Genomic DNA, 22,900 nt, shown 5'->3' with positions numbered 1-22,900 from the left:
TCTTTCCTGGTTAGGTCTTTACAAATTAAGATTTTCCGGCCACCGACTCGGGGTGTCCATAAAAGGGTATGCGTTTCATAAACAGCTTCAACGCCTGCCAGTAGATACCGCCAACGACTTTACCGGTCATAAAGGGGTATTGCCAAAGCACACGGCGCAAACTGGCAGCACTGATCTCCTCCCGATTGAGCGTCAGGGTCGCATCGAAGAAGCGCTCGCTGCCGGAAAAATTCTCCATATGCAGAGCCAGGGTTTTTCCGGGACAGTTGCTCAACCACAGATAACGGGTGTCCATGGGCTGAAACGGCGAGACGTGAAAGGTTTTGCCGAACGTCAGCCGCTGCTTATCGCGGCCAGGATCACAGTTGAGTACATAGCGATGGCGCTGATTCCAGGGCGTGTTGTTGACTTCCGCCACTATGGTTTCCACGCCCTGGCCACTCTCATCGAAACAGTAGTAACAGGTAATCGGGTTCATGATATACCCAAAGTACCTGAGATTGGCCAATAGCCGAATCGGCCCTCGCGGGCGCCGCCCGGTCTGCTGCAGCACGTGATCGCGCACGCTGTCGGCCAGTGGTGTGTCGCCCTGGTCAAAGAAATCCCGGCGCCGAAACCGGGCGATAGCCGGGCGGGTAGCAGACCAGCACCAGCTCTCGGCAAATACCCGATCGAGTTCGTCGAGATCGAGATACACCATAAAAACATCGTAGGTAAAAGCGTGGGACCTGGGACTGAAACGGCGGTGGCGAACACGCCCTTTGTAGATCGCGCTGTGCAGGGCCGTGTCACCACCGGCGACCGGACTGTCCACGGCTGCCTCACGCGAGACAGGATCAGGCGCAGTGGAGCTAGGCATAGGACGCTTCCGCCGGCGAGTCGGTGCTGGCGGCCGGCGCATCAGGTGCTGCCAGGGGAGTATCGCCCAGCGCCTCGGCTACCCGCAACGCGCTGCTCACGCCGTCTTCGTGAAAACCGTTACCCCAATACGCGCCGCAGAACCAAGTCCGGTTGACGCCGTTGATATCGCCCCAGCGCTGCTGGGCTGCAATGCCATCGAGATTGAACACCGGGTGTGCATAGTTGAAGTGACCGAGTATTTTGGCCGGATCGATCGCCGCGGTCTGGTTGAGAGTGACGCAAAAGGTGGTGGGGTGATCAAGCCCCTGCAGGATGTTCATATTGTAAGTCAACACCGGGCGTTCCTGGCGATAGTCGGTCAGCAGGTAATTCCAACTGGACCAGGTGGAGCGCCGCCGCGGCAGCAGGGTGGTGTCGGTGTGCAAAATCACTTCATTGTCCTGGTAGGGTATGGCGCCGAGCAGCCGCTGTTCGGCCGCGCTGGCATCACCCAACAGTTGCAGCGCCTGATCGCTGTGACAGGCCATCACCACATGATCGTAGCTTTCCGTGCGCGGGCCGTCGTCACCCCGATAGCTGAGCAGAACCCGATCTCCCTGCCGCCGCACCGACTGAATCGGCGTGGCCACCTTGATGCGCTTCTTGAAGCCTGCCGTCAGCGGCCCGAGGTATTCCCGCGAGCCGCCTTTTATAACACGCCACTGGGGTCTGTCGGTGATACTGAGAAGACCATGGTTTTTAAAAAAACGCACGAAAAATGCCAGGGGGAAATTAAGCATGGTATCGGTGCTGGCCGACCAAATGGCCGCCCCCATAGGCACCAGATAATGTCGGATAAACGCCTGCGAGTAACGCCGCCGCGTCAGGTAATCACCGAGTGTGGCAGCGGCATCGATACGCCCCTGCTCCAGGTCCGCGACAGCTTCGCGGTTAAACCGCACGATATCGGCCAACATGCGCCAGTGCCGGGGGCGCAGCAGATTGCGGCGCTGGGCAAACAGCGTACTGAAACCGGCGCCGCTGTATTCCAGTCCGGTCTGCCGGCAACTGACGCTAAAACCCATATTGGTTGGCTGGGAAGCCACCCCCAATTGCGCCAACAGATCGATAAAGTTGGGATAAGTCCAATCGTTATATACAATAAAACCGGTATCTATGGCCTGCTCACTGCCATTGACCGAAACATCGATGGTGGCGGTGTGGCCGCCAATCCGGTCCCGACTCTCAAACACAGTAATATCGTGTTCACGGTTGAGCAGGTAAGCAGCGGTCAACCCGGATATACCACTGCCGATAATGGCAATTCTCATACGTCTCTCTCTCTGGATATCCTGTTTATCAATGTTCTCTCTCCGGTACGACGTCGGTTCCCGCTCGTCACAGTTTGCCGCTACAGTTTATTGGCGCGGTTTAAGCGCGGCGCCGCCACCCGATACCACAACCCTGAACACAGCGCCGCCAGTTTCAGTGACCAACTCAGCCGCAGTGGGAATTCAACCACCCGCTGCCGCCCGGCAATACCGCGCAGGATGATAGTTGCCGCTCGCTCGGCGTCCATGGCAAACGGCATGGGAAAATCATTGGCGGCGGTCATGGGTGTTTCCACAAAGCCGGGGCGAACCACAGTAACGTCTATCTTTTCATGTGCCAGGTCTACGCGCAGGGAGTCGAGCAAATACTGCATGGCCGCCTTGGAGGCGCCGTAGGCTTCCGCCCGGGGCAGCCCCACCACGGTCGAGAGACTGCCGATGCCGACGATATGTCCCCGCCGCTGGGCTTTTTGCAGCAGCGGTTTGGCCACCGTCAGCGTATTGACCACGCCAAACAGGTTGACTGCGAATACACGTCGAAACAGCGCGTTGTCGAGTTCGGCGTTATCGACGTATTCACAGGTGCCGGCGTTCAGGATCACCATATCAAGACTGTCGGTCATGGACCGCAGGCGGCGACCCGCCTCCTCCATCCCGTTATCGTCGCTGACGTCGCAGGCCAGCGCCACCAGCCGCTGGGGATTTTGGGCGCACAGACCTGCCAGCGCCGCCTCGTTGCGACCACTGGCAAAGACAGTATTGCCGGCCTCCGCCAGCTGCAGGGCCAGCGCCCTGCCGATGCCTGAACTGGCACCGGTGATCCAGATATTTGCTCCGCTTACTGAAGCCATGGTTTACATTCCCAAGTCGTTGGGCGCTAGGGCGCCAGGCGTCGTCGCAGCCACTGGACCAGGCGGCCGAGCAGCGGTACATGCTCGTACACCATAGCACCCATGTCGTAAAAATCTTCGTGGTAATAGATGCGTTCATTGAACCGCACCTCGGTTATCCCGCGTACCATCACCTCTTTACCGCCCGCCAGTTTCGGGTGGCTGAAATGCATATTCCACTTGATGAAGGCCACGCCGGGCATCACCTGCTCATCCAGGTAAAAAAAGCGACAGGAGTTGAGATTGCGAGCCATATCGCGGAGATAGGCTTTAACCTCGATCCTGCCGGACAGGGTGTGAATGGGATCGCGGAATTCGATATCGTCGCTGTAGACGGCGTCCAGGTCATCCAGCGTGTCGGGATCATAGATCTCGTAATACCGTTTGAACCGCTCAACGACATCAGTCATGGCAAACGGCTTTCCGGCGGTGAGTGTGGTTGGAGGCTGCACTGTAATATTCATACCCCAAATTACGATTTAGCCGGCGCCTTGGATCACTGGCGTGCCACACTGCTGCCGGCTTTCTCTATATACTGGGCCCGTGGATGCGCCGGTGATCCAATCGCCGGAAAAGTGCGTAGAGTTGTGCTGAAGATACCAACTATTCGATATTGGCACTCACACAGCGACTGGTTACTATGCTTAAAAGCCACCCAGATTATAGGGTTGAATCCGGCCCTCATGCCAGACCCGACCCGGACAGAGACAGCGTAATGGAATTGAAGTCCGAGCGCCGAGACGACTGGAGCAACCTGCTATCACAGGTGGGCAAGCAGCGGGACCGGAGCGCCTTCAAAGAGCTATTCAAACACTTCGCGCCCCTGATCAAGGGCTACAGCCTGTCGAAGATGCCGGCGGCGGCAGGCCCCCACGGCGGCGACGAGCTGGTCCAGGAGGTCATGCTCAAAGTCTGGCAAAAGGCCCCTTACTTCGATCCCCGCAAGGCCGCCGCCAGCACCTGGATTTACACCATCGCCCGCAACTGCCGCATCGATCTGTTGCGCCGCGGCGCCAAGCACCAGAGTACGAGTCTGGCGGCGGACGATGTCTGGCAACAGGAAGATGAAAACGAACCCTACTCGCTGTTGCAGCACACGCGCAATCAGGACTCCATTCGCTCATCGTTCCGCGAACTGCCGCCGGAACAGTCGCACATCCTGACCAAGGTCTATATGGAGGGCAAATCCCACGCCGAAGTGGCTCAGGAGCTGGACCTGCCCCTGGGGACGGTAAAATCCCGGGTGCGCCTGGCAATCAAGAAACTACAGGTGCTGATAACAGCCCGGTAGGATTAAGGTAAGGCCTCACAGGCAAAGGCTATTTCAAGGTTAAGGTTATTAAAGGTTATAGGTGAGTACGATGGTAAAACACCACCCCAATGAAAACCTACTGGCAGAGTACGCCGCAGGCAGCCTCCCGTTCGGTCTATCGATCGGCGTCTCGGCACACCTGCACTTCTGTTCCCGCTGCCGGCATCGCCTGGAGTCGCTCAACGACCTCGGCGGCACGCTGCTGGCCGATACCCAGGCGGTACCCGTTGCAGCCGACCTGCTCGACAGCGTCATGGCCCGACTTGACACCCCTGTGCAGCAGCAGCCCAAGCCGGCCAATCGCTTCAACCTGCCCCAGGTGCTGGAAAAGCTGGTGCCCGACCTTAAATCCCTGCGCTGGCGGCGACTGTCGCCATCGCTGCGGGTATCGCGGCTTCAGGCCGGACAGGACCGTTATGAAGTCGCGCTGCACAAAATCAGCCGCGGCGGCAAGGTAGCAGAACACGATCACCGGGGCCAGGAAGTGACAGTAGTGTTAAAGGGCAGCTTTTCCGACGATGAAGGGGTTTACACCCCGGGTGACTTCCTGTTGCGGGAGCCCGGCGACGTACACCGCCCCCGCGCGACACAAAATCAGGATTGTCTGTGTCTGTCGGTAGTCGAGGCCCCGGTACTGCTGACCGGTTGGTTCAATCGCTGGCTAAATCCCCTGCTCAGCTTTAAACCCGGCTGAGCATTTACGCTCTGAGTCCCCCAACTTCAGAGCCCAGGCTCGGGTTACAAGGTCAATCCGGGCCTTTTTTACATCCCAATAATTTAAAAAATCTATAAAATAAATACTTATAATTAATTTTATCTATGTAAAAATACGGCCTATTATGCTTCTCGAATTCAAACACCTTATGAGAGGCAGCACACATGTTACTGAATAAAGAAGGTCATCAAGTCCCCCAGGTGACTTTTCCGATCCGCCGGGACAACGACTGGGTCAAGCTCAACACGGACGACATTTTCAAAGGCAAAACCGTGGTGTTGTTCGCCCTGCCCGGCGCTTTTACGCCCACTTGTTCGTCCACCCATTTACCTCGCTACAACGAATTGGCACCGGTTTTCAAAGCCAGCGGGGTCGATACGCTGGTATGCCTGTCGGTAAATGACACCTTCGTCATGAACGCCTGGGCCGAAGATCAGAAAGCTGAAAATATTGTATTCCTGCCCGATGGCAACGGGGAGTTTTCCGCGGAGATGGGCATGCTGGTGGAAAAACAGGGCCTGGGTTTCGGCAACCGCTCCTGGCGCTACAGCATGCTGGTAAAAGATGGCGTGATCGAGAAAATGTTTATCGAACCGCAGGAGCCCGGCGACCCGTTTACCGTGAGTGACGCCGATACCATGCTCAGCTATATCAACCCCGACGCTGAGCAGCCGCGCCGTGTCACCCTGTTCAGCAAGCCCGGCTGCACCCACTGTGCACGCGCTAAACGGCTGCTTGACGGGGCGGGCCTGCGCTATGAGGAAATCGCTCTGGGCGCCAATGGCGTCAGCCAAAACTCCCTGGCGGCGGTCACCGGGCGCGGCACCACACCGCAGGTTTTCGTCGAGGGCGATCTGGTCGGCGGCGCCGATGAATTGCAGGAGTGGCTGCAGGCAGGCTAGCCCTGCAACACCGGGCAGAGTGGCCCCGCGGGCCCCCGGTTTCGCCCCACGGGGCATTTGGGCTACACTAGCGCCCCTCTTTACCAAGGCTTTACCCGGATAGATGCCAGCGAGTCCAACCAACACCGGCACCGGCATATGGTCCCTCGCCTGGCCCAGTATCGCGGTTTACCTGCTCAATACGCTCAGCGGCCTGGCGATCATCAAAATTGTCAGCGGCCTCGGCACCGACGGCGTCGCTGCGGTAACCGCCGGTACCCGCGTGTTGTTTATTCTGCAGGCGGTGATGATGGGGCTCGGTGCCGGCGCCACCGCCCTGATCTCCCGCGCCTGGGGCGCCGGCGACCGCGACGACGTCGCCCTCTACACCAACCTGGCCATGTCCACCGGCGTGCTGATCACCCTGCTGTTCAGCGCGCTGATCATTGCCGGCGCGCCCCTGATTGCCGATTTATTCCGGCTCGCGGCCGGGGCTCACAGCGCCGCCGTCAGCTATATTCGCTGGACCATGCTGTTCAGCGTCACCTTCAGCATCAATATCGTTCTGGCCACCGCCTTGCGGGCGGCCGGTGACGCCCGCACGGCCCTGTATATCGTCGGCGGTGCCACCGTTGTTTATCTGCCGCTGAGCGCGGCGCTGACCTACGGCTGGTGGGGCATGCCCGACTGGGGCATCAGCGGCACCGCCCTCGGCGGCGGTATCGCCTATGCCCTGGGCAGTGTGGTCGCGGTGTATTTATGGATCGGCAATCGCCTGGTCATTCCATTCACCGTCACCCCGCTGGCGCGCCTGTGCGCGCAGTTCAAACGGCTATGGCATGTCGCCTACCCGGCCATGGCCGAACAGGGCGTGATGCAACTGGCGCTGTTTCTGTTCGTGTGGCTGATTTCCAGTTACAGTACCGCCGCCTTTGCAGCCTACGGCATTGGCCTGAGCCTGTTGTCGGTCACCATGGTCATCGGCCTGGGATTTTCCATTGCCGGCTCGGCCCTGGTGGGCCAGCAACTGGGCGCCGGCAATCCCGCCGGCGCGGTAGCGATGGGCTACCGCGCCCTGCGACTGGCGCTGGTGGCCATGACCGTATTTGGGGTGCTGGCCATTGTTTTCGCCCGACCGCTGGCGGCGATGATGATCGACGACCCGGAGGTGATTCGTCTGACCGTGGTATTCCTGTGGTGCCTGGGTCTGGCGCAACCCCTGCTGGCGGTGGACTTTGCCCTCGGCGGCGCCCTGCGCGGCGCCGGTGACACCCGGTTTCCGCTGCTGTCTACGTTTTGCGGCTTTATTTTGACACGCATGGTAATCGCCGCGCTGTTTACCCGGCTGGGATTGCCGGTGGAGTGGGTGTTCGCCACACTGATCGGTGATTACCTGGTCAAAGCGAGCATGATTTTGTGGCGGTTTCGCTCGCGCCGCTGGCTCGGTACACGCTGAGTGACATCAGGCCAGGACTCGCCGACGTGAAAGTCCTGCCCTGATTTCACTTTAAGGACCTGACCATGAATCAATCGCGTATCGTTATCGTAGGAGGTGGCGCCGGCGGCCTGGAGCTGGCTACGAAACTGGGAAAAAAACTGGGGCGTAAAAAAAAGGCGGAGATTATCTTAATCGACGCCAGTCCGGTACACCTGTGGAAGCCACGTTTACACGAGGTGGCCGCCGGCGTGCTCAACGCCAATATCGACGAACTCAGTTATGCAGCCCACGGCCGGCACTGCCACTTTCGCTATGTGCTGGGCCGTATGCACGGTCTCGACCGCAAGGCACAAACTGTCAAACTGGCCGCCCATTGCGATGATGCCGTCAATGCACCTGAAGACCGCCAAATCCTGCCCGAACGCGAGGTGCGTTACGACTATCTGGTGTTGGCGCTGGGCAGCCAGACCAACGATTTCGACACCGCCGGTGCCCGGGAGCACTGCATTTTTCTCGACAATCGGCGCGCCGCCGAGCATTTTCACCAATCGTTTCTGAACGTCTACCTGCGCGCCTCTCAAAAAAACACCGATCGGCAACCGCAAAAGTTTGCCATCGCGATTGTCGGCGCGGGCGCGACCGGGGTGGAGTTGGCTGCCGAACTCAACCATACCGCCCACCAGCTCAATCACTATGGCTTTGACGGCATCAAACCGGAAAACGTGGAAATCACGCTGATCGAGGCAGCCGACCGAGTAATGCCGGCGCTGTCGGAAAAAGCCTCCGCCGCCATTGCGCGGCAACTGCAAAAACTCAATATCCGCATACTGAGCAGCGAGCGGGTCACCGAGGTGACCGACAGCGCGGTGATCACCGGCAGCGGCAAGACAATTCCGGCACAGTTGAAAGTCTGGTCGGCAGGCATTAAAGCGCCGGCACTGCTCGGTTCGCTGGACGGTCTGGAAGCCAACCGCATCAATCAACTGGCGGTCACCTCAACGCTGCAAACCACCAGAGACCAGCGCATTTTCGCCATCGGCGATTGCGCCCACTTCCAGCCACCGAACAGCGACAGACCGGTGCCGCCGCGGGCCCAGGCCGCCAGCCAGCAGGCAAGCCTGCTGGTCAGGGCGCTGCCGGCGCTACTCAATGGCAGCGCCCTGCCCGAGTTCCGCTACCGGGACAAAGGCTCGCTGATCTCGCTGAGCAGGCACAGCAGTGTCGGGCAGCTGATGGGCAACCTGAGCGGCGACTTCACCTTTGAGGGAAAACTGGCCCGGCTGTTTTACATCACGCTCTACCGGCTGCACCAAATTGCCCTGCACGGCGTGTTTAAAACGGGGTTGCTGCTATTGCGGGACCGGCTTAACCACCGCACCGGGCCGACCATGAAATTACATTGATATGCCATGAAAAGTAGAAGCATATAAACGGCAAACCGAGGGAGGCGGTCACTCCCCCAGGTACAACGCCCCAATATAGCGGTCAATGCTTGCCTGCCAGGAAAAACGCGCCGCCGCCGCCGCGCGGCGCAGTTTCTGCCACTGTTTCGGCTTATCGGTTTTGCACGCCAGTGCCATCGCGAAGGTCTCCACCAACTGCGCCGCCTGGTCAACAAGGCTGTCGCCGTTGAATGCAAAGCCGTTGACACCGTCGGTCACCGTATCCTTGAGCCCGCCGACACTGTGCACGAGACAGGGTTGCCCGGCGCGCAGCGCCAGCATCTGGCTGATACCGCAGGGCTCGAACGAACTGGGCATCAGAAACAAATCGCCGCTGGCATAAAGGGCCTGCGCCAGCGCATCCGAATAGCCGCGCAGGAAAATAAAATTATCAAAGCGGGCATTGATCTGCGTAAGAAAAAGTTCCAACTCCGGATCGCCGCTGCCGAGAAATATATACACGCCGCGCGGGCCCAGGGTCTCGAGAATGCCCGCCAGTGCCGGTCGGCCGTTCTCGTCGACCTGGCGCAGCAACTGCGCTTTCTGCTCGGTAATGCGCCCGACGCTGGTCACCAGTATGCCGGGTTTGTGCTCCTCCCAGCGCGGCAGCTGCTCCCCGGCGACAAAGTGGGCGGAACGAACCTGCGGCTGCTGCGCCACCCAGCGCAATAACTGGTCCCGCAGTTGGGCCACCAGCGCCTCCCATTCCAGAGGTTCGGGCAGGGCCGCCGTATAATCGCAACCGTTGAGGATGCCGTGTAGACGCTTCTCTCCGTGGGCCCGCACCAGGTCCTGTTCCAGGCCCTCGCCGCCGTAATAGCCGCGGCTGCCGACCTCGCTCGGCAACAGAATTTCGCGCGCGTAGGTGGGCGATACGGCGTGCACGGCATCGGCCAGTCGAATCCCCACCGCCATCGGGTTCAGGCAGTCGGGCCAGCGGGGATCGGCCAACAGGGCGCGATCATAGTGCAGTGACGGGTACCAACTGTGCAGGGAAGACGGGTGGCCGGAAAACGGCCTGACCCCCTGCAGCCCCAGGTTGTGGATGGTGTAAACACAGCGCACCCCCTTCAATACCTCAAACCCCGGATCAAACTGACGCAGCACCAATACCAATGCCGCGTGCCAGTCGTGCAAATGCAACACATCGAGCTTGCCACAGTGACCCTGCTCCACCATTTCCGCAACGGCGGCGGCAAACAGTGCAAACTTATTCGCATCGGTGGCAAAGGGCGTCTCCGGCAGGTCGTCGCAATAGATAACACCGGCCCCGCCACTGCCAAATAGCGAATGTTCCAGGACCCAATGGCGCACGGCAGGTGTGCCGGCGGCACTTCTGACTTCGTAGAGTTCCACCAGTTGGTTCACGCCTCTGAAATCCACTTTCAGAATCGCCAGACGACGGGCACCGGCAAGGCGATGAAACGCGCCGTAAGCCGGCGTCACCACCGTGACCTCGCAACCCTTTTGCGCCAGCTCCTGCGGCACCTCGCGCACCACATCGCCAATGCCGCCGACTTTACCACCGGCCAGGGCGCCGTTTTCCGCCGCTACCATGAGTATATTGAGGGGATTTGCCATAACTACCTTCTATTGTTCTTATGGGTTCCTGCTGTTGTTCTTGAATTGTGCTTAGCATCTATTTGAGCGCCGGGCGGTCATCCCAATCGATCCCGCGGCCGATCTTTGCCCCGGATGATAAAACACGCGCGCCCTGACGGCTACCGGCGATATTGCCGCCGGGTTGGTCCAAGTGCCAGCCCGGCCCAACATCCAGGTTTGTTAACTCATATTTACATTTACCGACACGAAAGGCATTCGCTTCAGGCGCCTGCTTCTGGTGGTGACGATGGCGGTGGCGGTGCTTTAACAAGCAAGTGCAATTATTTACCGACTCTCGAAAAGTTCGAAAAAAGCCATCTGGAATTTTCGACTTGCACACCGGTGCGAAAATCACTGCTGAATTTTCACAGCAACGGGTGCAGTGAAACCTGTCACAGGACGCTGTAACCGGCGATTGTAACCTCGTCGCAATTATAATAGACTGCTGCCGGTTTGCCTGAAGACCGGGAACGCCCTGAGAGCTAATGACCTCAGGGTTAATTACATGAAGTTTAATAACTGAGGTTTAATAACTGAAGGTTAATACCTGAAGTTTAGTAAGAGTACTGAACAGTCATATTTAGACTGCTCTAGAAAATGAACTCGCATAAAGCGTGCACCCACTAGAAAGTGTACCGACAAAGTAAAGCGTACTGATATCAACAACACACTGTTAAGCCTGGTGTACCGGCAAACCTGGTGTCCTGATAAGCGAGGGAAACCGGTTGCCTTTCTCAACTCGGACCAGAGTGGAGAACGGCGCAGAGCACGAGGTTGAGGTTGAGGTTGACAACTACAACAGAAATTCCCTGTTCGCGGAATCAAATTCGGCACTGTTGTCAAAGCTCGGGGCCCAAGCCTGATATCAAAGCCTGGCAGCAAATTGAGCGTTTGATCACAGGCCGACCAGCCGACAACCCCCTGCAGCGACAGCAGTGAAATCCAGCTCCCGGACTCTTTTCAGTGCAGGGTCGGGTGCTCATCGGTACATTGAGTTACTGCGCCGGGACCAACGGGTCAAACTCGGCCTTCAAGCCAGGTAAAAAGAAAAAGCGCGGGGCATTGGCAATAATCCGCAGGTTTAACCCGACACCTCGGCAACATCCGGGTTATAAGTGGATGACTTCTGGTTAACGCTAAACAGGTGAGGCAGGCAAATGTCCATTCAATTCACATCCAGACAAAAAAGCCCCTGGCAGGAATTAACGTTAAGCAAACAGGAAAAAACCGGCGCAAACGTCGAAGCGACAGATACTTATAGTCCGCAACAGTACCTGCCGCAGTTACATCAGACCAAAGATATGGAAGAGCTGCATCTATCGATACAAAAAATCCTCAATAAAATGAACTTTTCCGATTACAGCTTTATGCGAATAGACAGTGCGGGCTATCACATTCCGTTAACCACCTTTCCCGCCGCGCTGACAGAAAAATATGCCGCCAACAACTATTTCAGCAAGGATTTTTTAGTCCACTACGTCGCGGGGAACGAGCGTCCTATTTTTATGTCGGAGCTTTACAGCGTCGCCTATGACACCCCCTACGATGTCGATTTGTTCCGTGCCAATCAAAAGATCTACGAACTCAATCAAACATTTGGCTATTTAGACAGCTACTGCGTGCCCTTGGACTCCTGCCGGGAAAACAGTAAAGCGGTGCTGATCGTCTCTCAACGCAACAGCGGAGCGAAAAACTACGAACCGGCGGCGCCAATAGAATTCCGAGCCAGGGCCGCCGTCCATAAACCCACGTTGCGAGTCTTGTGTGAGTTCATCGACAGCGCTGTTGCGCGGCATTCCCCGCAGGACGAACAGTATTCACAGGAAACCGAAGCCACTAAATTGACGAAAAAACAGCTGCTGGTGCTGAGCACTTTAGCCAACAATGATTTTACGATGAAGCAGGTAGCTGAAGAACTCTGTGTCAGCCCAATCACTGTCAACCAGCACGTCGCCGCTGCCAAAAAAGCCCTTAATGCCAAAACCACCATAGGTGCCATAAAAAAGGCGATAAAGCTCGGGCTTATCAAGTATTCGTAGTATCTACCACAGTGCCGATCACTGCAGTAAGTGCCGGTGTCAAAAATCAAGTAATCACAGTAGGCGCGGCACGACCGGTGCGGCGCCGAATAGCGGCTATCTCATCGGCCAGATCGATTAAACCTTGCAGCGCGATCTGGGGGTCTTGCTCGTGTTGGGTGGCATCGGTTTCCAACCGCTCGATATAAACCCGCAGCGTCGCGCCTTCGGTGCCGGTACCCGACAGGCGGAAGACGATGCGCGCCCCGCCGGCTAACAGGATGCGCACACCCTGCCCGCTGCTGACAGTGTCGTCCACCGGATCGCGATAACTGAAGTCGTCGGCCTGCTCAACCTGCCCCGCCGCGAAACGCTCGCCTACCAACTCGGGCAGGCGCGCTTTCAGATCGTTCATCAGGGTCTCGGCCAGTGTTTTGTCGAGGGCCTCGTAGTCGTGTCTTGTGTAGTAATTGCGTCCGAAGTGCCGCCAGTGAGAGCGCACCACCGCCGCCACCGACTCACCGCGCACGGCCAGCAGATTGAGCCAAAACAGCACTGCCCAGAGGCCGTCTTTTTCCCGCACGTGATCGGAGCCGGTGCCGAAGCTTTCCTCGCCGCACAGCGTAATCTTGCCGGCATCGAGCAGGTTGCCGAAGAATTTCCAGCCGGTCGGTGTTTCGAAACACGGCAGACCCAGGGTATCGGCGACCCGGTCAACCGCCTGGCTGGTGGGCATGGAGCGGGCCACCCCGGCGATGCCGGCGGCATAACCCGGCAGCAGGTGGGCATTGGCCGCCATAATGGCGAGGCTGTCGCTCGGGGTCACATAAAAATTCGCGCCCAGAATCATATTGCGATCGCCGTCGCCGTCCGAGGCGGCACCCAGGTCCGGCGCGCCGGGGCCGTTCATACGCGCCACCAGGTCCCGGGCATGGGCCAGGTTGGGGTCGGGGTGGATGCCGCCAAAGTCCGCCAGCGGCCGGTCACGAATCACGCTGCCGGCCGGCGCGCCCAAACGCTCGATAAGAATCTCGCGCGCATAGGGACCGGTAACGGCATTCATGGCATCGAAGCACAGCGACAGCTCGCCACTGCTCAGCAGCGCGCGCATGCGCTCGAAGTCAAACAACTGCTCCATCAAAGCGGTGTAATCGGCCACCGGGTCGATGACTTCAACCGCCATCTCCCCCACCCGTGCGCTGCCGATACGATCCAGCGCTATGTCATCGGCGTCGCAGCTGCGGTACTCGTCGATGGCAAGGCTGTTGCGATAGATAGCCTCGGTAATTTTCTCCGCTGCCGGCCCGCCGTTGCCGGTGTTGAACTTGATACCAAAGTCGGCCGCCGGACCGCCGGGGTTGTGACTGGCCGAGAGAATGATGCCGCCAAAGGCGCGGTGCTTGCGAATCACACAGGATGCCGCCGGCGTGGAGAGAATACCGTTCAATCCCACTAAAGCTCGCCCGAAACCATTGGCAGCGGCCATTTTGAGAATCGTCTGCAGCGCTTCGCGGTTGTAAAAGCGGCCATCGCCACCGAGGACCAGGGTCTGGCCCCGATAGCCGTCCACCGCATCAAAGATGGACTGGACAAAATTTTCCAGGTAATGAGGCTGGCGGAAAACCTCGACTTTTTTTCGCAGCCCCGAGGTACCCGGGCGCTGATCGGTAAACGGCTGTGTCGCCACCGTGGTGATATTCATTACACTACTCCCCAAAACCCTCTTAAAAAATAAACCCCCCGCCGGGTCAACGATGCACGTGCATGCGCTGGCCCAACATATCGGGCGTTACCAGTACCACGCCGCTGGCGCTGACGCGGTATTGCTTACTGTCCTGCTCGGCGTCCTCCCCGATGACGGTTCCCGCCGGTATTTTACAGCCGCGATCAATAACCGCTTTGCGGATCCGGCAGTTCTCACCAACCTCCACCTCGGGCAGCAACACCGAATCTTCCACCAATGAATAGGAGTGCACCCTGACTTTCGAAAACAGCGCCGAGTGATGCACTTTGGCGCCGGAAATAATGCAACCGGCGGACACAGTGGAATCTGTCGCCATACCGCGCCGGTCTTCATCGTTAAACACAAATTTGCACGGTGGCAACTGCGCCTGATAGGTGAGAATCGGCCAATCGCCGTCATAGATATCAAGCGGCGGCGTCACGTCCGCCAGTTCCAGGTTGGCCTGCCAGAATGCATCGACAGTGCCGACGTCGCGCCAATAGGCCTGCTCGCCGGTGACCGGGTCGCGAAACGAATAGGCAAACACGCGGTGATCGTCCAGCAGGGTGGGAATGATATCGTTGCCGAAATCGCGGCTGGAGTTGGGGTTGTCGGCATCCTTGATCAGTTGCTGGTAGAGAAACTCGGTGTTGAAAACATAATTGCCCATCGAGGCCAGGGCCACATCATCGCGGCCGGCGACCGGCTGCGGCTGCTCGGGCTTTTCGTCAAATCCGACCACCCGCCCGTCGGCATCGGCGGTCATGACGCCGAACTGACTGGCCTCCTCCAGCGGTACCTCGAGACATGACACGGTCATATCCGCGCCGTTCTCCACGTGGTGGGCCAGCAGCGGACCGTAGTCCATTTTGTAGATATGATCGCCCGAAAGCACCAGCACATACTTGGGCATGCGCCGGCGGATGATATCGAGGTTCTGGTAAATGGCATCGGCAGTGCCGCTGTACCAGCTCTCGGAAGTGCGTTGAGAGGCGGGCAACACTTCCACGAATTCGCCCAATTCACCGCGAAAATCGCCCCAACCGCGCATCAGGTGGCGAATCAGCGAGTGCGCCTTGTATTGGGTGAGCACCCCGATACAACGGATGCCGGAGTTGACGCAGTTGGACAGCGGAAAGTCAATGATGCGAAACTTACCGCCGAAATAAACGGCGGGTTTGGCGCGCCACTGGGTGAGTTCGTGTAACCTCGATCCCCGTCCACCGGCGAGAATCAACGCGAGGGTGTCGCGGGTTAGGCGGCTGACGAAGCGCGGGTCTCTCTGTGTATCTGACGTGCTTGTAGAGATGGTTGTGGACGTATTTGTGGACATGCTCAAGCCTCCCCGGTTGGGAACTACCGCAGTTGCTCACAACTGCAGTTTCGTCTGACCGCTCGGCGTCACCTGGACGACAACCGAGTGGGTAACTCTCAACCCGCAAGCGACCGCTCATGGGCGACGCCGAGTAACAGCGCGCGCAGATTGGCAGTCCCAAAAATGGTTTCTATCGGCACCGGCAGGCGCCGCCGCCAATTGGGGTGCTCGTGAATGGTACCGGGTAAATTCGTCTGCTGTTCAACGCCCAGCGCGTCTTCCAGCGCAATCATCTGCAACCAGCCCGGCGTGCGCGCCAGGTACGCCTGGGTGGCACTGAGCAGTGTCTCAAGGGGCAGGTCATCGACGCTCGTGTCCGGCGGCAAGGCCCCGACATCGACCAGCGCATCCACCAGCGCGTGGCGATCACCAGTGCGGTGGCGCAGCTCGCGGTCGGCGTCGGCCGGCTTCTCGTAAAGGCCCAGCTCTTGCCGGCAGGCGATGTCGCAGCCGTTCCACCAACCGGCCAGCGGCGGCAGGTCGTGGGTCGACACGGTAACTACGGCGTTGCCGGGATAGGCATCGGGGCGTTTGAACCAGCCGTTGTCCCAGCGTTCGAAATACAGCACCCGATAAGATTGAATCCCCGCCTCGGCCATGGTGTCGCGAAACCCTTCCGGCACCGTGCCCAAATCCTCCCCCACCACCACACAGCGAGCGCGCTGCGATTCCAGGGCGATGATGCGCAGTAAATCCTGCAGCGGAAAGTTGATATAAAGGCCGGCGCCGGCCGACTGACCGGGCGGCACCCAAAACTGGCGCATCAGACCCATCACATGATCGATGCGCAGGGCGCCGGCATAACGCATGTTATCGCGCAGCAGCGCAATAAACGGCGCATACCCCTGCTCCCGTAACGTGTAGGGATTGATCGGGGTCAGTCCCCAGTTTTGGCCGGCGGCACAAAACTGATCCGGCGGCGCGCCGATGCAGGTGTCGCGCACATAAAGGTCCTGCGCCGCCCAGACATCGGCGCCGCCGGCATCGCAGCCCACCGCCAGATCGAGGTACAACCCCACCGGCATGGCCGCAGCCGTGGCGGCGGCGGCGGCCAGTTGCTCCTCCGCCAGCCACTGCAGGTACTTGAAGTAGTTGACGCGGTCGCTATGTGCGGCGACAAATGACTTTACCGCGGCCGTATCCGGTTGCTGAAACTCGGGCGGCCACTGCTGCCAGCGCCGGCCGCCGTCGCGCCCGCAAAAATGTTCGTAAAGGGCGTCGAAAGTCGCCAGCCGTTCCAGCGCCGGGTCCCGGGCGGCGCAGTAGTCGGCAAACGCGCGGCCCCGCGGCGTGTCCTGACCCAAGTCGGTTTCACAAAAGCCGGCGTAGATCAGCGTCAACAGACGCTGCTTGCAGGCCGCCACCGCCCCGTAGTCGAGCTGCCCGGCGGCGCGCAGCCGTGCCAGCCGCGCCTGCCATTCGGCACTGTCCAGGAGGTCGTTGGCCGCGGCACAGCCGGCTAAATCCGCCACCGCTGTCACATCGATATAGAGGGTATTGAGAAACGAGCGGCTGGTGGGCGAGTAGGGACTGCAGATTTCCGGATCACCGGGGTACAGCGGGTGCAGCGGATTGACACCCACCGCCGCGGCACCGGCCCGCGCCGCCCGCGCCACCAATTCATTCAGGTCGCTGAAATCGCCAACGCCCCAGTTATGGTCGCTGCGCAGGGCGTAGAGCTGGGCCCCGAGCCCCCACAACCGATCGCCATCGAAATCAGCGGGCCCGTAACACTGCCGGGGTGCAACGATCAGGGTGGTGGCTGCGTGCGCGGCGCGGCCCGCCAGTTCGTAGGTTACGCTGAGTCGATGGTAACCCGGCGGCAGTTGGCCGGGCAGGGAGCGGGCATAGCGGCGATAACTGCAGCCGTCGATGTCCCGGGTGCCGAGCAGCCGCAGGGTTGCCGCCGGCGGATCGGGCCGGCTGCCGCCGTCTTCGCACACCACCTCGACAGCACCCAGTTGCGCCGCCTCCGGCAGTGCCAGCAGCACCTCGGGCTGCGCCTGCTCGGCGGCGACAATAACCGCCGGCGGCAACACCCGCCGCCACTCGAGTTCTTCGAGCTGTTGCAAACTGGCGGCGACCTGGTTTTCATCGGCCACGGCAAATCCCATCGCCGCCAGCAGTGCCCGCTGTGTCTGTGGATCAGCGCGGTGCTGCTCGCCCCAGATATCGTGATAGGCCGGTTCGATACCCGCCAGCGCCGCCAGGCGCTCCAGGGCACTCATACGTTCACCCCGGCAGAACCCTGCCGGCGGGTTGCAGGGGGTGGTGCAGATGGTGGTGCGGCCGTCATTCTCACTATCGCCATAACTCTGCTCAAGTTGCGCGCCGGGGGCATCCAGGCCGTGGCTGGGGTTCCACTTGCGGGTTTTTGGCCCGCGGCTATTGAGGTCGCATCGGGGACCTTCCGTTCTCAATCACTCGCTATTGCTGTCAGCTTCTTCAGCTGTCGTGGGGATATCTGTTACGACATCTTTCGCGGCATTTGTTACAACCTGCGCGGCAACATTTTTCTCAGTGATCCTGTCATCGGCGCTGGCGGCGGCCGCACCAGGAGGCTGCTCCTCCTCGGGACGCGTCTGCACGTCCAGGTGCAGGACAAACACCAGCACCGATTTCGCCGGCACTTCGTAAACCGCCTCGCTCGCAACACGGGTGGGTTTATCGCCGAGGTTCGGATCGGCGCTGCTGAGGCGGCAATTCCAGTGACCGGACACTTCCGGCATCTGGAACGGCAGCGCCCGCGCGTGGGCGTTGAAGACAATCAGCAGTGAATCGTCCGTCGGTGCCGGGGCACTGTTGCCGGCGGCAACATCGCCCGCCAGCAACATCCCCAGGCAGCGCGAATCGTGCTGATGCCACTCTTCTTTGCCCATGACCCCGCCGTTCGGCCCGACCCATTGAATATCGGTAAAACCGGTGGCCGCGGACACCGCGCTGCCGTGCTGAAACCAGGCGCGCCGCAGCACGGGAAAGTCGCGCCGCAGGCGGCTGAGTTCGCCGACAAAGCCCCGCAACTGCTCGGCACTGTCACCGAAGGTATCCCAATTGACCCAACCGACATCGTTGTCCTGGCAGTAAGCGTTGTTGTTGCCCGCCTGGCTGTTACCCATTTCGTCGCCGGCCAGCAGCATCGGTGTGCCCTGGGCCAGGAACACCGTAGCCAGCATATTGCGCTGTTGCTGCAATCGCAACGCCCGCAACGCCGGGTCGGCGGTGGGGCCTTCCTGACCGTAGTTTTCACTGTGATTGGCCTGGTGCCCGTCTTTGTTGTCCTCGCCATTGGCCTCGTTGTGGCGCTCTTTGTAACTGACCAGGTCCGCCAGCGTGAAGCCATCGTGGGAGGCGACAAAGTTGATACTGCTCCAGGGCCGGCGACCGCCGTGTTCAAAGATATCACTGGAGCCGTGCAGGCGCTTGGCCAGTTCCGGCAAGATCGCCTGGTCACCGCGCCAGTAGCGGCGCACGCAGTCGCGAAAGCGGTCGTTCCACTCGGCCCAGCCGGCCGGGAAGTGCCCCAGTTGATAGCCGCCCGGACCGATGTCCCAGGGCTCGGCGATCCATTTGACCCGCGCCAGCGCCGGGTCCTGGCGCACCGCATCAAAAAAACCGCTGCCGGGATCGAAGCCGTAATCCTCGCGCCCGAGAATGGAGGCCAGGTCGAACCGAAAGCCGTCCACGTGCATATCGTTGACCCAGTAACGCAGGCTGTCCATGACCATCTGCAACACCCGCGGGTGACTCAGGTTAAGGGTATTGCCGCAACCGGTGTCATTGATATAGAAACGCCGGTCGGTCTGCTGCAGGCGGTAGTAGGAGGCATTGTCGATACCGCGAAAGCTGAGCGTCGGACCGATATGGTCGCCCTCGGCGGTGTGGTTGTAGACAACGTCGAGAATCACCTCGATGCCGGCGTCGTGAAAGCGCGCCACCATGCGCTTGAATTCGGTGTGATCGTCTGTGGACAGGTAGCGCGGCTCCGGCGCGAAAAAACCGAGACTGCTGTAACCCCAGTAATTGCGCAGCCCGCGCTGTACCAAAAAGCGATCGTCCACGAAGGCGTGCACCGGCATCAACTCCACCGCGGTAATGCCGAGCGCCTGCAAATGCTCGATGATGCGCGGCTGGGTCATGCCGGTAAACGTGCCGCGCAGGTTCTCCGGCACATCCGGATGGCGCATGGTATAGCCACGCACATGGGCCTCGTAGATGATCGACTCGGACCAGGACCGGCGCGGGTGGGCATCGGTACCCCAGGTAAACGCCGGGTCCACCACCACACACTTGGGCATGCAGTGGGCGCTGTCGCGCCGGTCAAACGACAGGTCCTGCTGGGAACTGCCGACCCGGTAACTGAAGTGCGCATTCGACCAGCGCAGGGCGCCCTTGAGTTGTCGCGCATAGGGATCGAGCAGCAGTTTATGGTGATTGAAACGATGGCCCAGGTGCGGCTCGTAGGGGCCGTGTACCCGATAGCCGTAGAGCAGGCCCGGCTGGGCATCGGGCAGGTAACCGTGCCAGACCTGGTCGGTATTTTCCTCCAGCGTCACCCGCTCCACTTCGCGCCGGCCGTTGCGGTCAAACAGGCACAGCTCCACCCGCTTGGCATTGGCGGAAAAAAGCGCAAAGTTGACACCGCGGCCGTCCCAGGTCGCCCCGAGGGGGTAGGGTTCGCCCGGCCAAACACGCATTCCCATTAAACTTGTCCTTTCAATGGCTTCACTCTATTGCTGACCCGAATGGCAGCCAAGAGAACGTGCACAGGTTTACCGATCTGCCCCGGTCGTATTAGTTAAGAATACTTCGGGTAGGTCTGCCTTTGGATGGGGCGTTCAGAAACTCTCGGCAGCAGTGATGCTGCCGTGAAGTTTCCAGGGATGGATTTACAACGTGTTTCTGAACGCCCCATCCAAAGGTAGACCGATCAATTGGCACATCTTCGCTTAACTCAAGTAGTTGCCGTTCGTCTTCACCCATTTACTACACATTATTTATTCCCGAGTCCATCGCCAACGGCCCTTTTTTCCGACCATCACCCGACGAAACAACCGCCGTGTCGTTAGCACTTACCCTGCGTGCTGCAACTCGAAGACCAAGGTCGCCAGCGGCGGCACGGTAATCAACAGCGATTGCGGCTGCCCCTGCCAGGGCAGCGGCTCCGCATGGAGGCCGCCGGCATTGCCCAGGTCGCTGCCGCCGTACACGGCGGCATCGGTATTGAGGCGCTCGGCGTAATAACCCGCGGCCGGCACCCCCAGGCGGTAACCGTGGCGGGGCACCGGCGTAAAATTACTGATCACCGCCACCGGCGCACTGCCCTCGTAGCCAAACCGCAGATAGGCGAAAATGGAACTCTCGGCATCGAGGTGGTCGAGCCAGGCAAACCCGCAGGATTCGCAGTCGCACTGATAGAGTGCGGGGGTGCGGCGGTAGAGGTGGTTGAGGTCGCGCACCAGCCGTTGCACGCCGGCGTGCAGGGGGATATCCAACAGATGCCAGTCGAGGCTGGCCTCATGGTTCCACTCGCGCCCCTGGGCGAATTCGCCCCCCATAAACAACAGCTTTTTGCCCGGGTGCGTCCACATAAAACCGAAATAGGCGCGCAGGTTGGCAAATTTCTGCCACTCATCCCCGGGCATCCGACCGAGCAGCGAACCCTTGCCATGCACCACCTCGTCATGGCTCAGCGGCAGCACAAAGTTTTCATCGAAAGCGTACACCAAGCCAAATGTCATTTCGTTGTGGTGATGAACACGATGTATCGGGTCGCGACTCATGTAGGACAAGGTGTCATTCATCCAGCCCATATTCCACTTGTAGCCGAACCCCAGCCCGCCGCCGTCGGTCGGGCGCGACACACCGGGCCAGGCGGTGGATTCTTCGGCCACGGTGAAAGCGCCCGGGTATTCGCGGTAGACCTCTTCATTGACCCGGCGCAAAAAATCGATCGCATCCAGATTCTCGTTGCCGCCGTGGGGATTGGGAATCCACTCGCCCTCCTCGCGACTGTAATCCAGGTAGAGCATGGAGGCGACGGCATCGACCCGCAGGCCGTCTACATGGTAGCGGTCAAACCAGAAGTGGGCATTGCTGCGCAGAAAATTCGACACCTCGCGCCGCCCGTAGTTATAGATCAGTGTATTCCAGTCGGGGTGAAAACCCTGGCGCGGATCGGCGTGCTCGTACAAATGGGTGCCGTCAAACTGCGCCAGCCCGTGGGGATCGGTGGGAAAATGTCCCGGCACCCAGTCGATCAGCAGGCCGATCTCGGCGCGGTGGCAGGCATCCACCAGATACTGAAAATCCTCCGGGCGGCCAAAGCGACTGGAAGGCGCGAACAGCCCCACCGGTTGATAACCCCAGGAACCGTCAAACGGATGCTCGTTGACCGGCATCAGTTGCAGGTGGGTAAAGCCCATGTCCTTCGCGTAGGGAACCAATTGCTCGGCGAGTTCCCGGTAGGTGAGAAAGCGGTCCCCCTCCCCCGGCACCCGCCGCCAGGACCCGAGGTGCACCTCGTAAATGGTCATCGCGGCATCGCGGGCATTGTGCGCCCCTCGCGACTCCATCCAGGGTTGATCACTCCAGTTGAACACCTCGGTGGATTCGATGACCGATGCCGTATCCGGGCGCAGTTGGGCATGGGCGCCGAAGGGATCGGACCGCAGCGGCAACAACTCGCCGCAGGGTCCTTTGATCTCATATTTATAGAGCTGGCCGGGCTCCGCCCCGGGGATAAACAGCTCCCAAATGCCGCAGTCGTGGCGCAGGCGCATGGGGTGGCGGCGCCCGTCCCAGCCGTTGAACTCACCGACCGCCGCCACCCGTTCTGCATTGGGCGCCCAGACGGCAAAAGCCACGCCGGCCACGGCGTCGATAGTGCGCGGGTGCGCACCGAGCTTACGGTATAGGTGCAGGTGGGTGCCTTCGGCAAACAAATGAATATCGAGATCGCTCAACAGGACCGGAAAGCGGTACGGATCATCGATCACCCGGCTGCCGGCGGCATCCACCACCCGCAGCCGGTAGGGAAAAGGTGTTTTGCGCCGCCCCAGGGCCCTGGCAAACAGGCCGCTGTCATCGACCCGTTCGAGAACCGTCACGGTCTTGCCGCTGTCGGCATGTAATACGGCGACCTCTTCGGCACCGGGCTGGAAGGTGCGCACCACCAGCGTGCCGCCCGGACCGTCGCCGTGCATGCCCAAAACCGCGAAGGGGTCCCGGTGGCTGGCGCCGTTGATGGCCTGGATCGCTTCGTTACTGGGTATTACTGACATTGATTCTCCCGCTGTGCGACTGACTGAGCATGATCACGGTGCGCGGCAGTATA

At 59.9% G+C, this 22,900-nt stretch carries 16 protein-coding genes; 6 read left to right on the top strand and 10 right to left on the bottom strand.

All coding sequences use genetic code 11. The features are described 5' to 3' along the window. Window positions 1–25: 25 nt before the first annotated feature. The 4 genes from FKG94_RS10410 to FKG94_RS10395 form a co-directional block, all read right to left on the bottom strand. Complete coding sequence (locus FKG94_RS10410) at window positions 26–859, bottom strand: DUF1365 domain-containing protein (protein ID WP_179957586.1); 834 nt, start codon at window positions 857–859, stop codon at window positions 26–28. After that, window positions 852–2,171: an NAD(P)/FAD-dependent oxidoreductase gene (locus tag FKG94_RS10405; protein WP_142904172.1), complete on the bottom strand. Its 1,320-nt coding sequence runs from the start codon at window positions 2,169–2,171 to the stop codon at window positions 852–854. Before FKG94_RS10405 ends, FKG94_RS10410 begins: the two co-directional genes overlap by 8 nt. 80 nt (window positions 2,172–2,251) lie before the next feature. Continuing rightward, window positions 2,252–3,022, bottom strand: coding sequence for an SDR family NAD(P)-dependent oxidoreductase (locus FKG94_RS10400; RefSeq protein WP_142904171.1), 771 nt, complete (start codon window positions 3,020–3,022; stop codon window positions 2,252–2,254). A 26-nt stretch (window positions 3,023–3,048) separates the two neighbouring features. Continuing rightward, window positions 3,049–3,471, bottom strand: coding sequence for a nuclear transport factor 2 family protein (locus tag FKG94_RS10395; RefSeq protein ID WP_142904170.1), 423 nt, complete (start codon window positions 3,469–3,471; stop codon window positions 3,049–3,051). A gap of 305 nt (window positions 3,472–3,776) precedes the next feature. Here FKG94_RS10395 and FKG94_RS10390 point away from each other — a divergent pair, with 305 nt between their 5' ends. The 5 genes from FKG94_RS10390 to FKG94_RS10370 all read left to right on the top strand — a co-directional run bounded on the left by FKG94_RS10390 (window position 3,777) and on the right by FKG94_RS10370 (window position 8,810). Continuing rightward, window positions 3,777–4,352, top strand: coding sequence for a sigma-70 family RNA polymerase sigma factor (locus FKG94_RS10390; RefSeq protein ID WP_142904169.1), 576 nt, complete (start codon window positions 3,777–3,779; stop codon window positions 4,350–4,352). A gap of 70 nt (window positions 4,353–4,422) precedes the next feature. Further along, window positions 4,423–5,067 (top strand): ChrR family anti-sigma-E factor, encoded by a 645-nt coding sequence (locus tag FKG94_RS10385; RefSeq protein WP_142904168.1) that lies wholly within the window; start codon window positions 4,423–4,425, stop codon window positions 5,065–5,067. A 185-nt stretch (window positions 5,068–5,252) separates the two neighbouring features. Beyond that, a complete protein-coding gene (locus FKG94_RS10380) occupies window positions 5,253–5,990 on the top strand; it encodes a glutathione peroxidase (protein WP_142904167.1) in 738 nt (245 codons plus the stop codon). 103 nt (window positions 5,991–6,093) lie between these two features. Next, window positions 6,094–7,425 (top strand): MATE family efflux transporter, encoded by a 1,332-nt coding sequence (locus FKG94_RS10375; protein ID WP_142904166.1) that lies wholly within the window; start codon window positions 6,094–6,096, stop codon window positions 7,423–7,425. A 65-nt stretch (window positions 7,426–7,490) separates the two neighbouring features. Further along, complete coding sequence (locus FKG94_RS10370) at window positions 7,491–8,810, top strand: NAD(P)/FAD-dependent oxidoreductase (RefSeq protein WP_142904165.1); 1,320 nt, start codon at window positions 7,491–7,493, stop codon at window positions 8,808–8,810. Between the two features lie 48 nt (window positions 8,811–8,858). Here the strand turns inward: FKG94_RS10370 and FKG94_RS10365 are convergent, their stop codons facing one another. Further along, window positions 8,859–10,430 (bottom strand): glycogen synthase, encoded by a 1,572-nt coding sequence (locus tag FKG94_RS10365; protein WP_142904164.1) that lies wholly within the window; start codon window positions 10,428–10,430, stop codon window positions 8,859–8,861. Between the two features lie 1,178 nt (window positions 10,431–11,608). On the opposite strand from FKG94_RS10365, the gene FKG94_RS10360 reads away from it, so the two are divergent. After that, complete coding sequence (locus tag FKG94_RS10360; RefSeq protein ID WP_142904163.1) at window positions 11,609–12,490, top strand: helix-turn-helix transcriptional regulator; 882 nt, start codon at window positions 11,609–11,611, stop codon at window positions 12,488–12,490. A gap of 46 nt (window positions 12,491–12,536) precedes the next feature. Here FKG94_RS10360 and FKG94_RS10355 read toward each other — a convergent pair whose 3' ends face one another. The 5 genes from FKG94_RS10355 to glgB form a co-directional block, all read right to left on the bottom strand. Then, on the bottom strand, window positions 12,537–14,171 hold the full coding sequence (locus tag FKG94_RS10355; protein WP_142904162.1) for an alpha-D-glucose phosphate-specific phosphoglucomutase: 1,635 nt from the start codon (window positions 14,169–14,171) through the stop codon (window positions 12,537–12,539). 46 nt (window positions 14,172–14,217) lie between these two features. After that, window positions 14,218–15,525: a glucose-1-phosphate adenylyltransferase gene (gene glgC, locus FKG94_RS10350; protein ID WP_142904161.1), complete on the bottom strand. Its 1,308-nt coding sequence runs from the start codon at window positions 15,523–15,525 to the stop codon at window positions 14,218–14,220. Window positions 15,526–15,623: 98 nt separating this feature from the next. Further along, the gene (malQ, locus tag FKG94_RS10345; RefSeq protein ID WP_142904160.1) at window positions 15,624–17,987 is read right to left on the bottom strand and encodes a 4-alpha-glucanotransferase; all 2,364 of its coding nucleotides are present in this window, start codon (window positions 17,985–17,987) and stop codon (window positions 15,624–15,626) included. Further along, entirely contained in the window at window positions 17,988–20,267 is a 2,280-nt protein-coding gene (glgX, locus tag FKG94_RS10340) for a glycogen debranching protein GlgX (protein ID WP_142904159.1), read from the bottom strand. A gap of 369 nt (window positions 20,268–20,636) precedes the next feature. Further along, a complete protein-coding gene (gene glgB, locus FKG94_RS10335) occupies window positions 20,637–22,847 on the bottom strand; it encodes a 1,4-alpha-glucan branching protein GlgB (protein ID WP_142904158.1) in 2,211 nt (736 codons plus the stop codon). Window positions 22,848–22,900: the final 53 nt, after the last annotated feature.

This window comes from Exilibacterium tricleocarpae (assembly GCF_007004655.1).
Lineage (GTDB): Bacteria > Pseudomonadota > Gammaproteobacteria > Pseudomonadales > Cellvibrionaceae > Exilibacterium > Exilibacterium tricleocarpae.
Note: the sequence above shows the minus strand (reverse complement) of the source record. Positions and strands in the feature narration are given on the sequence as shown.

What these genes read in the sequence shown, in the direction of transcription:
- glgC (WP_142904161.1), bottom strand. Translation starts at nt 15,525, where the DNA reads ATGTCCACAAATACGTCCACAACCATCTCTACAAGCACGTCAGATACA.
- FKG94_RS10405 (WP_142904172.1), bottom strand. Translation starts at nt 2,171, where the DNA reads ATGAGAATTGCCATTATCGGCAGTGGTATATCCGGGTTGACCGCTGCT.
- FKG94_RS10410 (WP_179957586.1), bottom strand. Translation starts at nt 859, where the DNA reads ATGCCTAGCTCCACTGCGCCTGATCCTGTCTCGCGTGAGGCAGCCGTG.
- FKG94_RS10380 (WP_142904167.1), top strand. Translation starts at nt 5,253, where the DNA reads ATGTTACTGAATAAAGAAGGTCATCAAGTCCCCCAGGTGACTTTTCCG.
- FKG94_RS10395 (WP_142904170.1), bottom strand. Translation starts at nt 3,471, where the DNA reads ATGACTGATGTCGTTGAGCGGTTCAAACGGTATTACGAGATCTATGAT.
- FKG94_RS10390 (WP_142904169.1), top strand. Translation starts at nt 3,777, where the DNA reads ATGGAATTGAAGTCCGAGCGCCGAGACGACTGGAGCAACCTGCTATCA.
- glgB (WP_142904158.1), bottom strand. Translation starts at nt 22,847, where the DNA reads ATGTCAGTAATACCCAGTAACGAAGCGATCCAGGCCATCAACGGCGCC.
- FKG94_RS10385 (WP_142904168.1), top strand. Translation starts at nt 4,423, where the DNA reads ATGGTAAAACACCACCCCAATGAAAACCTACTGGCAGAGTACGCCGCA.
- glgX (WP_142904159.1), bottom strand. Translation starts at nt 20,267, where the DNA reads ATGGGAATGCGTGTTTGGCCGGGCGAACCCTACCCCCTCGGGGCGACC.
- FKG94_RS10400 (WP_142904171.1), bottom strand. Translation starts at nt 3,022, where the DNA reads ATGGCTTCAGTAAGCGGAGCAAATATCTGGATCACCGGTGCCAGTTCA.
- FKG94_RS10370 (WP_142904165.1), top strand. Translation starts at nt 7,491, where the DNA reads ATGAATCAATCGCGTATCGTTATCGTAGGAGGTGGCGCCGGCGGCCTG.
- FKG94_RS10360 (WP_142904163.1), top strand. Translation starts at nt 11,609, where the DNA reads ATGTCCATTCAATTCACATCCAGACAAAAAAGCCCCTGGCAGGAATTA.
- FKG94_RS10355 (WP_142904162.1), bottom strand. Translation starts at nt 14,171, where the DNA reads ATGAATATCACCACGGTGGCGACACAGCCGTTTACCGATCAGCGCCCG.
- FKG94_RS10365 (WP_142904164.1), bottom strand. Translation starts at nt 10,430, where the DNA reads ATGGCAAATCCCCTCAATATACTCATGGTAGCGGCGGAAAACGGCGCC.
- FKG94_RS10375 (WP_142904166.1), top strand. Translation starts at nt 6,094, where the DNA reads ATGCCAGCGAGTCCAACCAACACCGGCACCGGCATATGGTCCCTCGCC.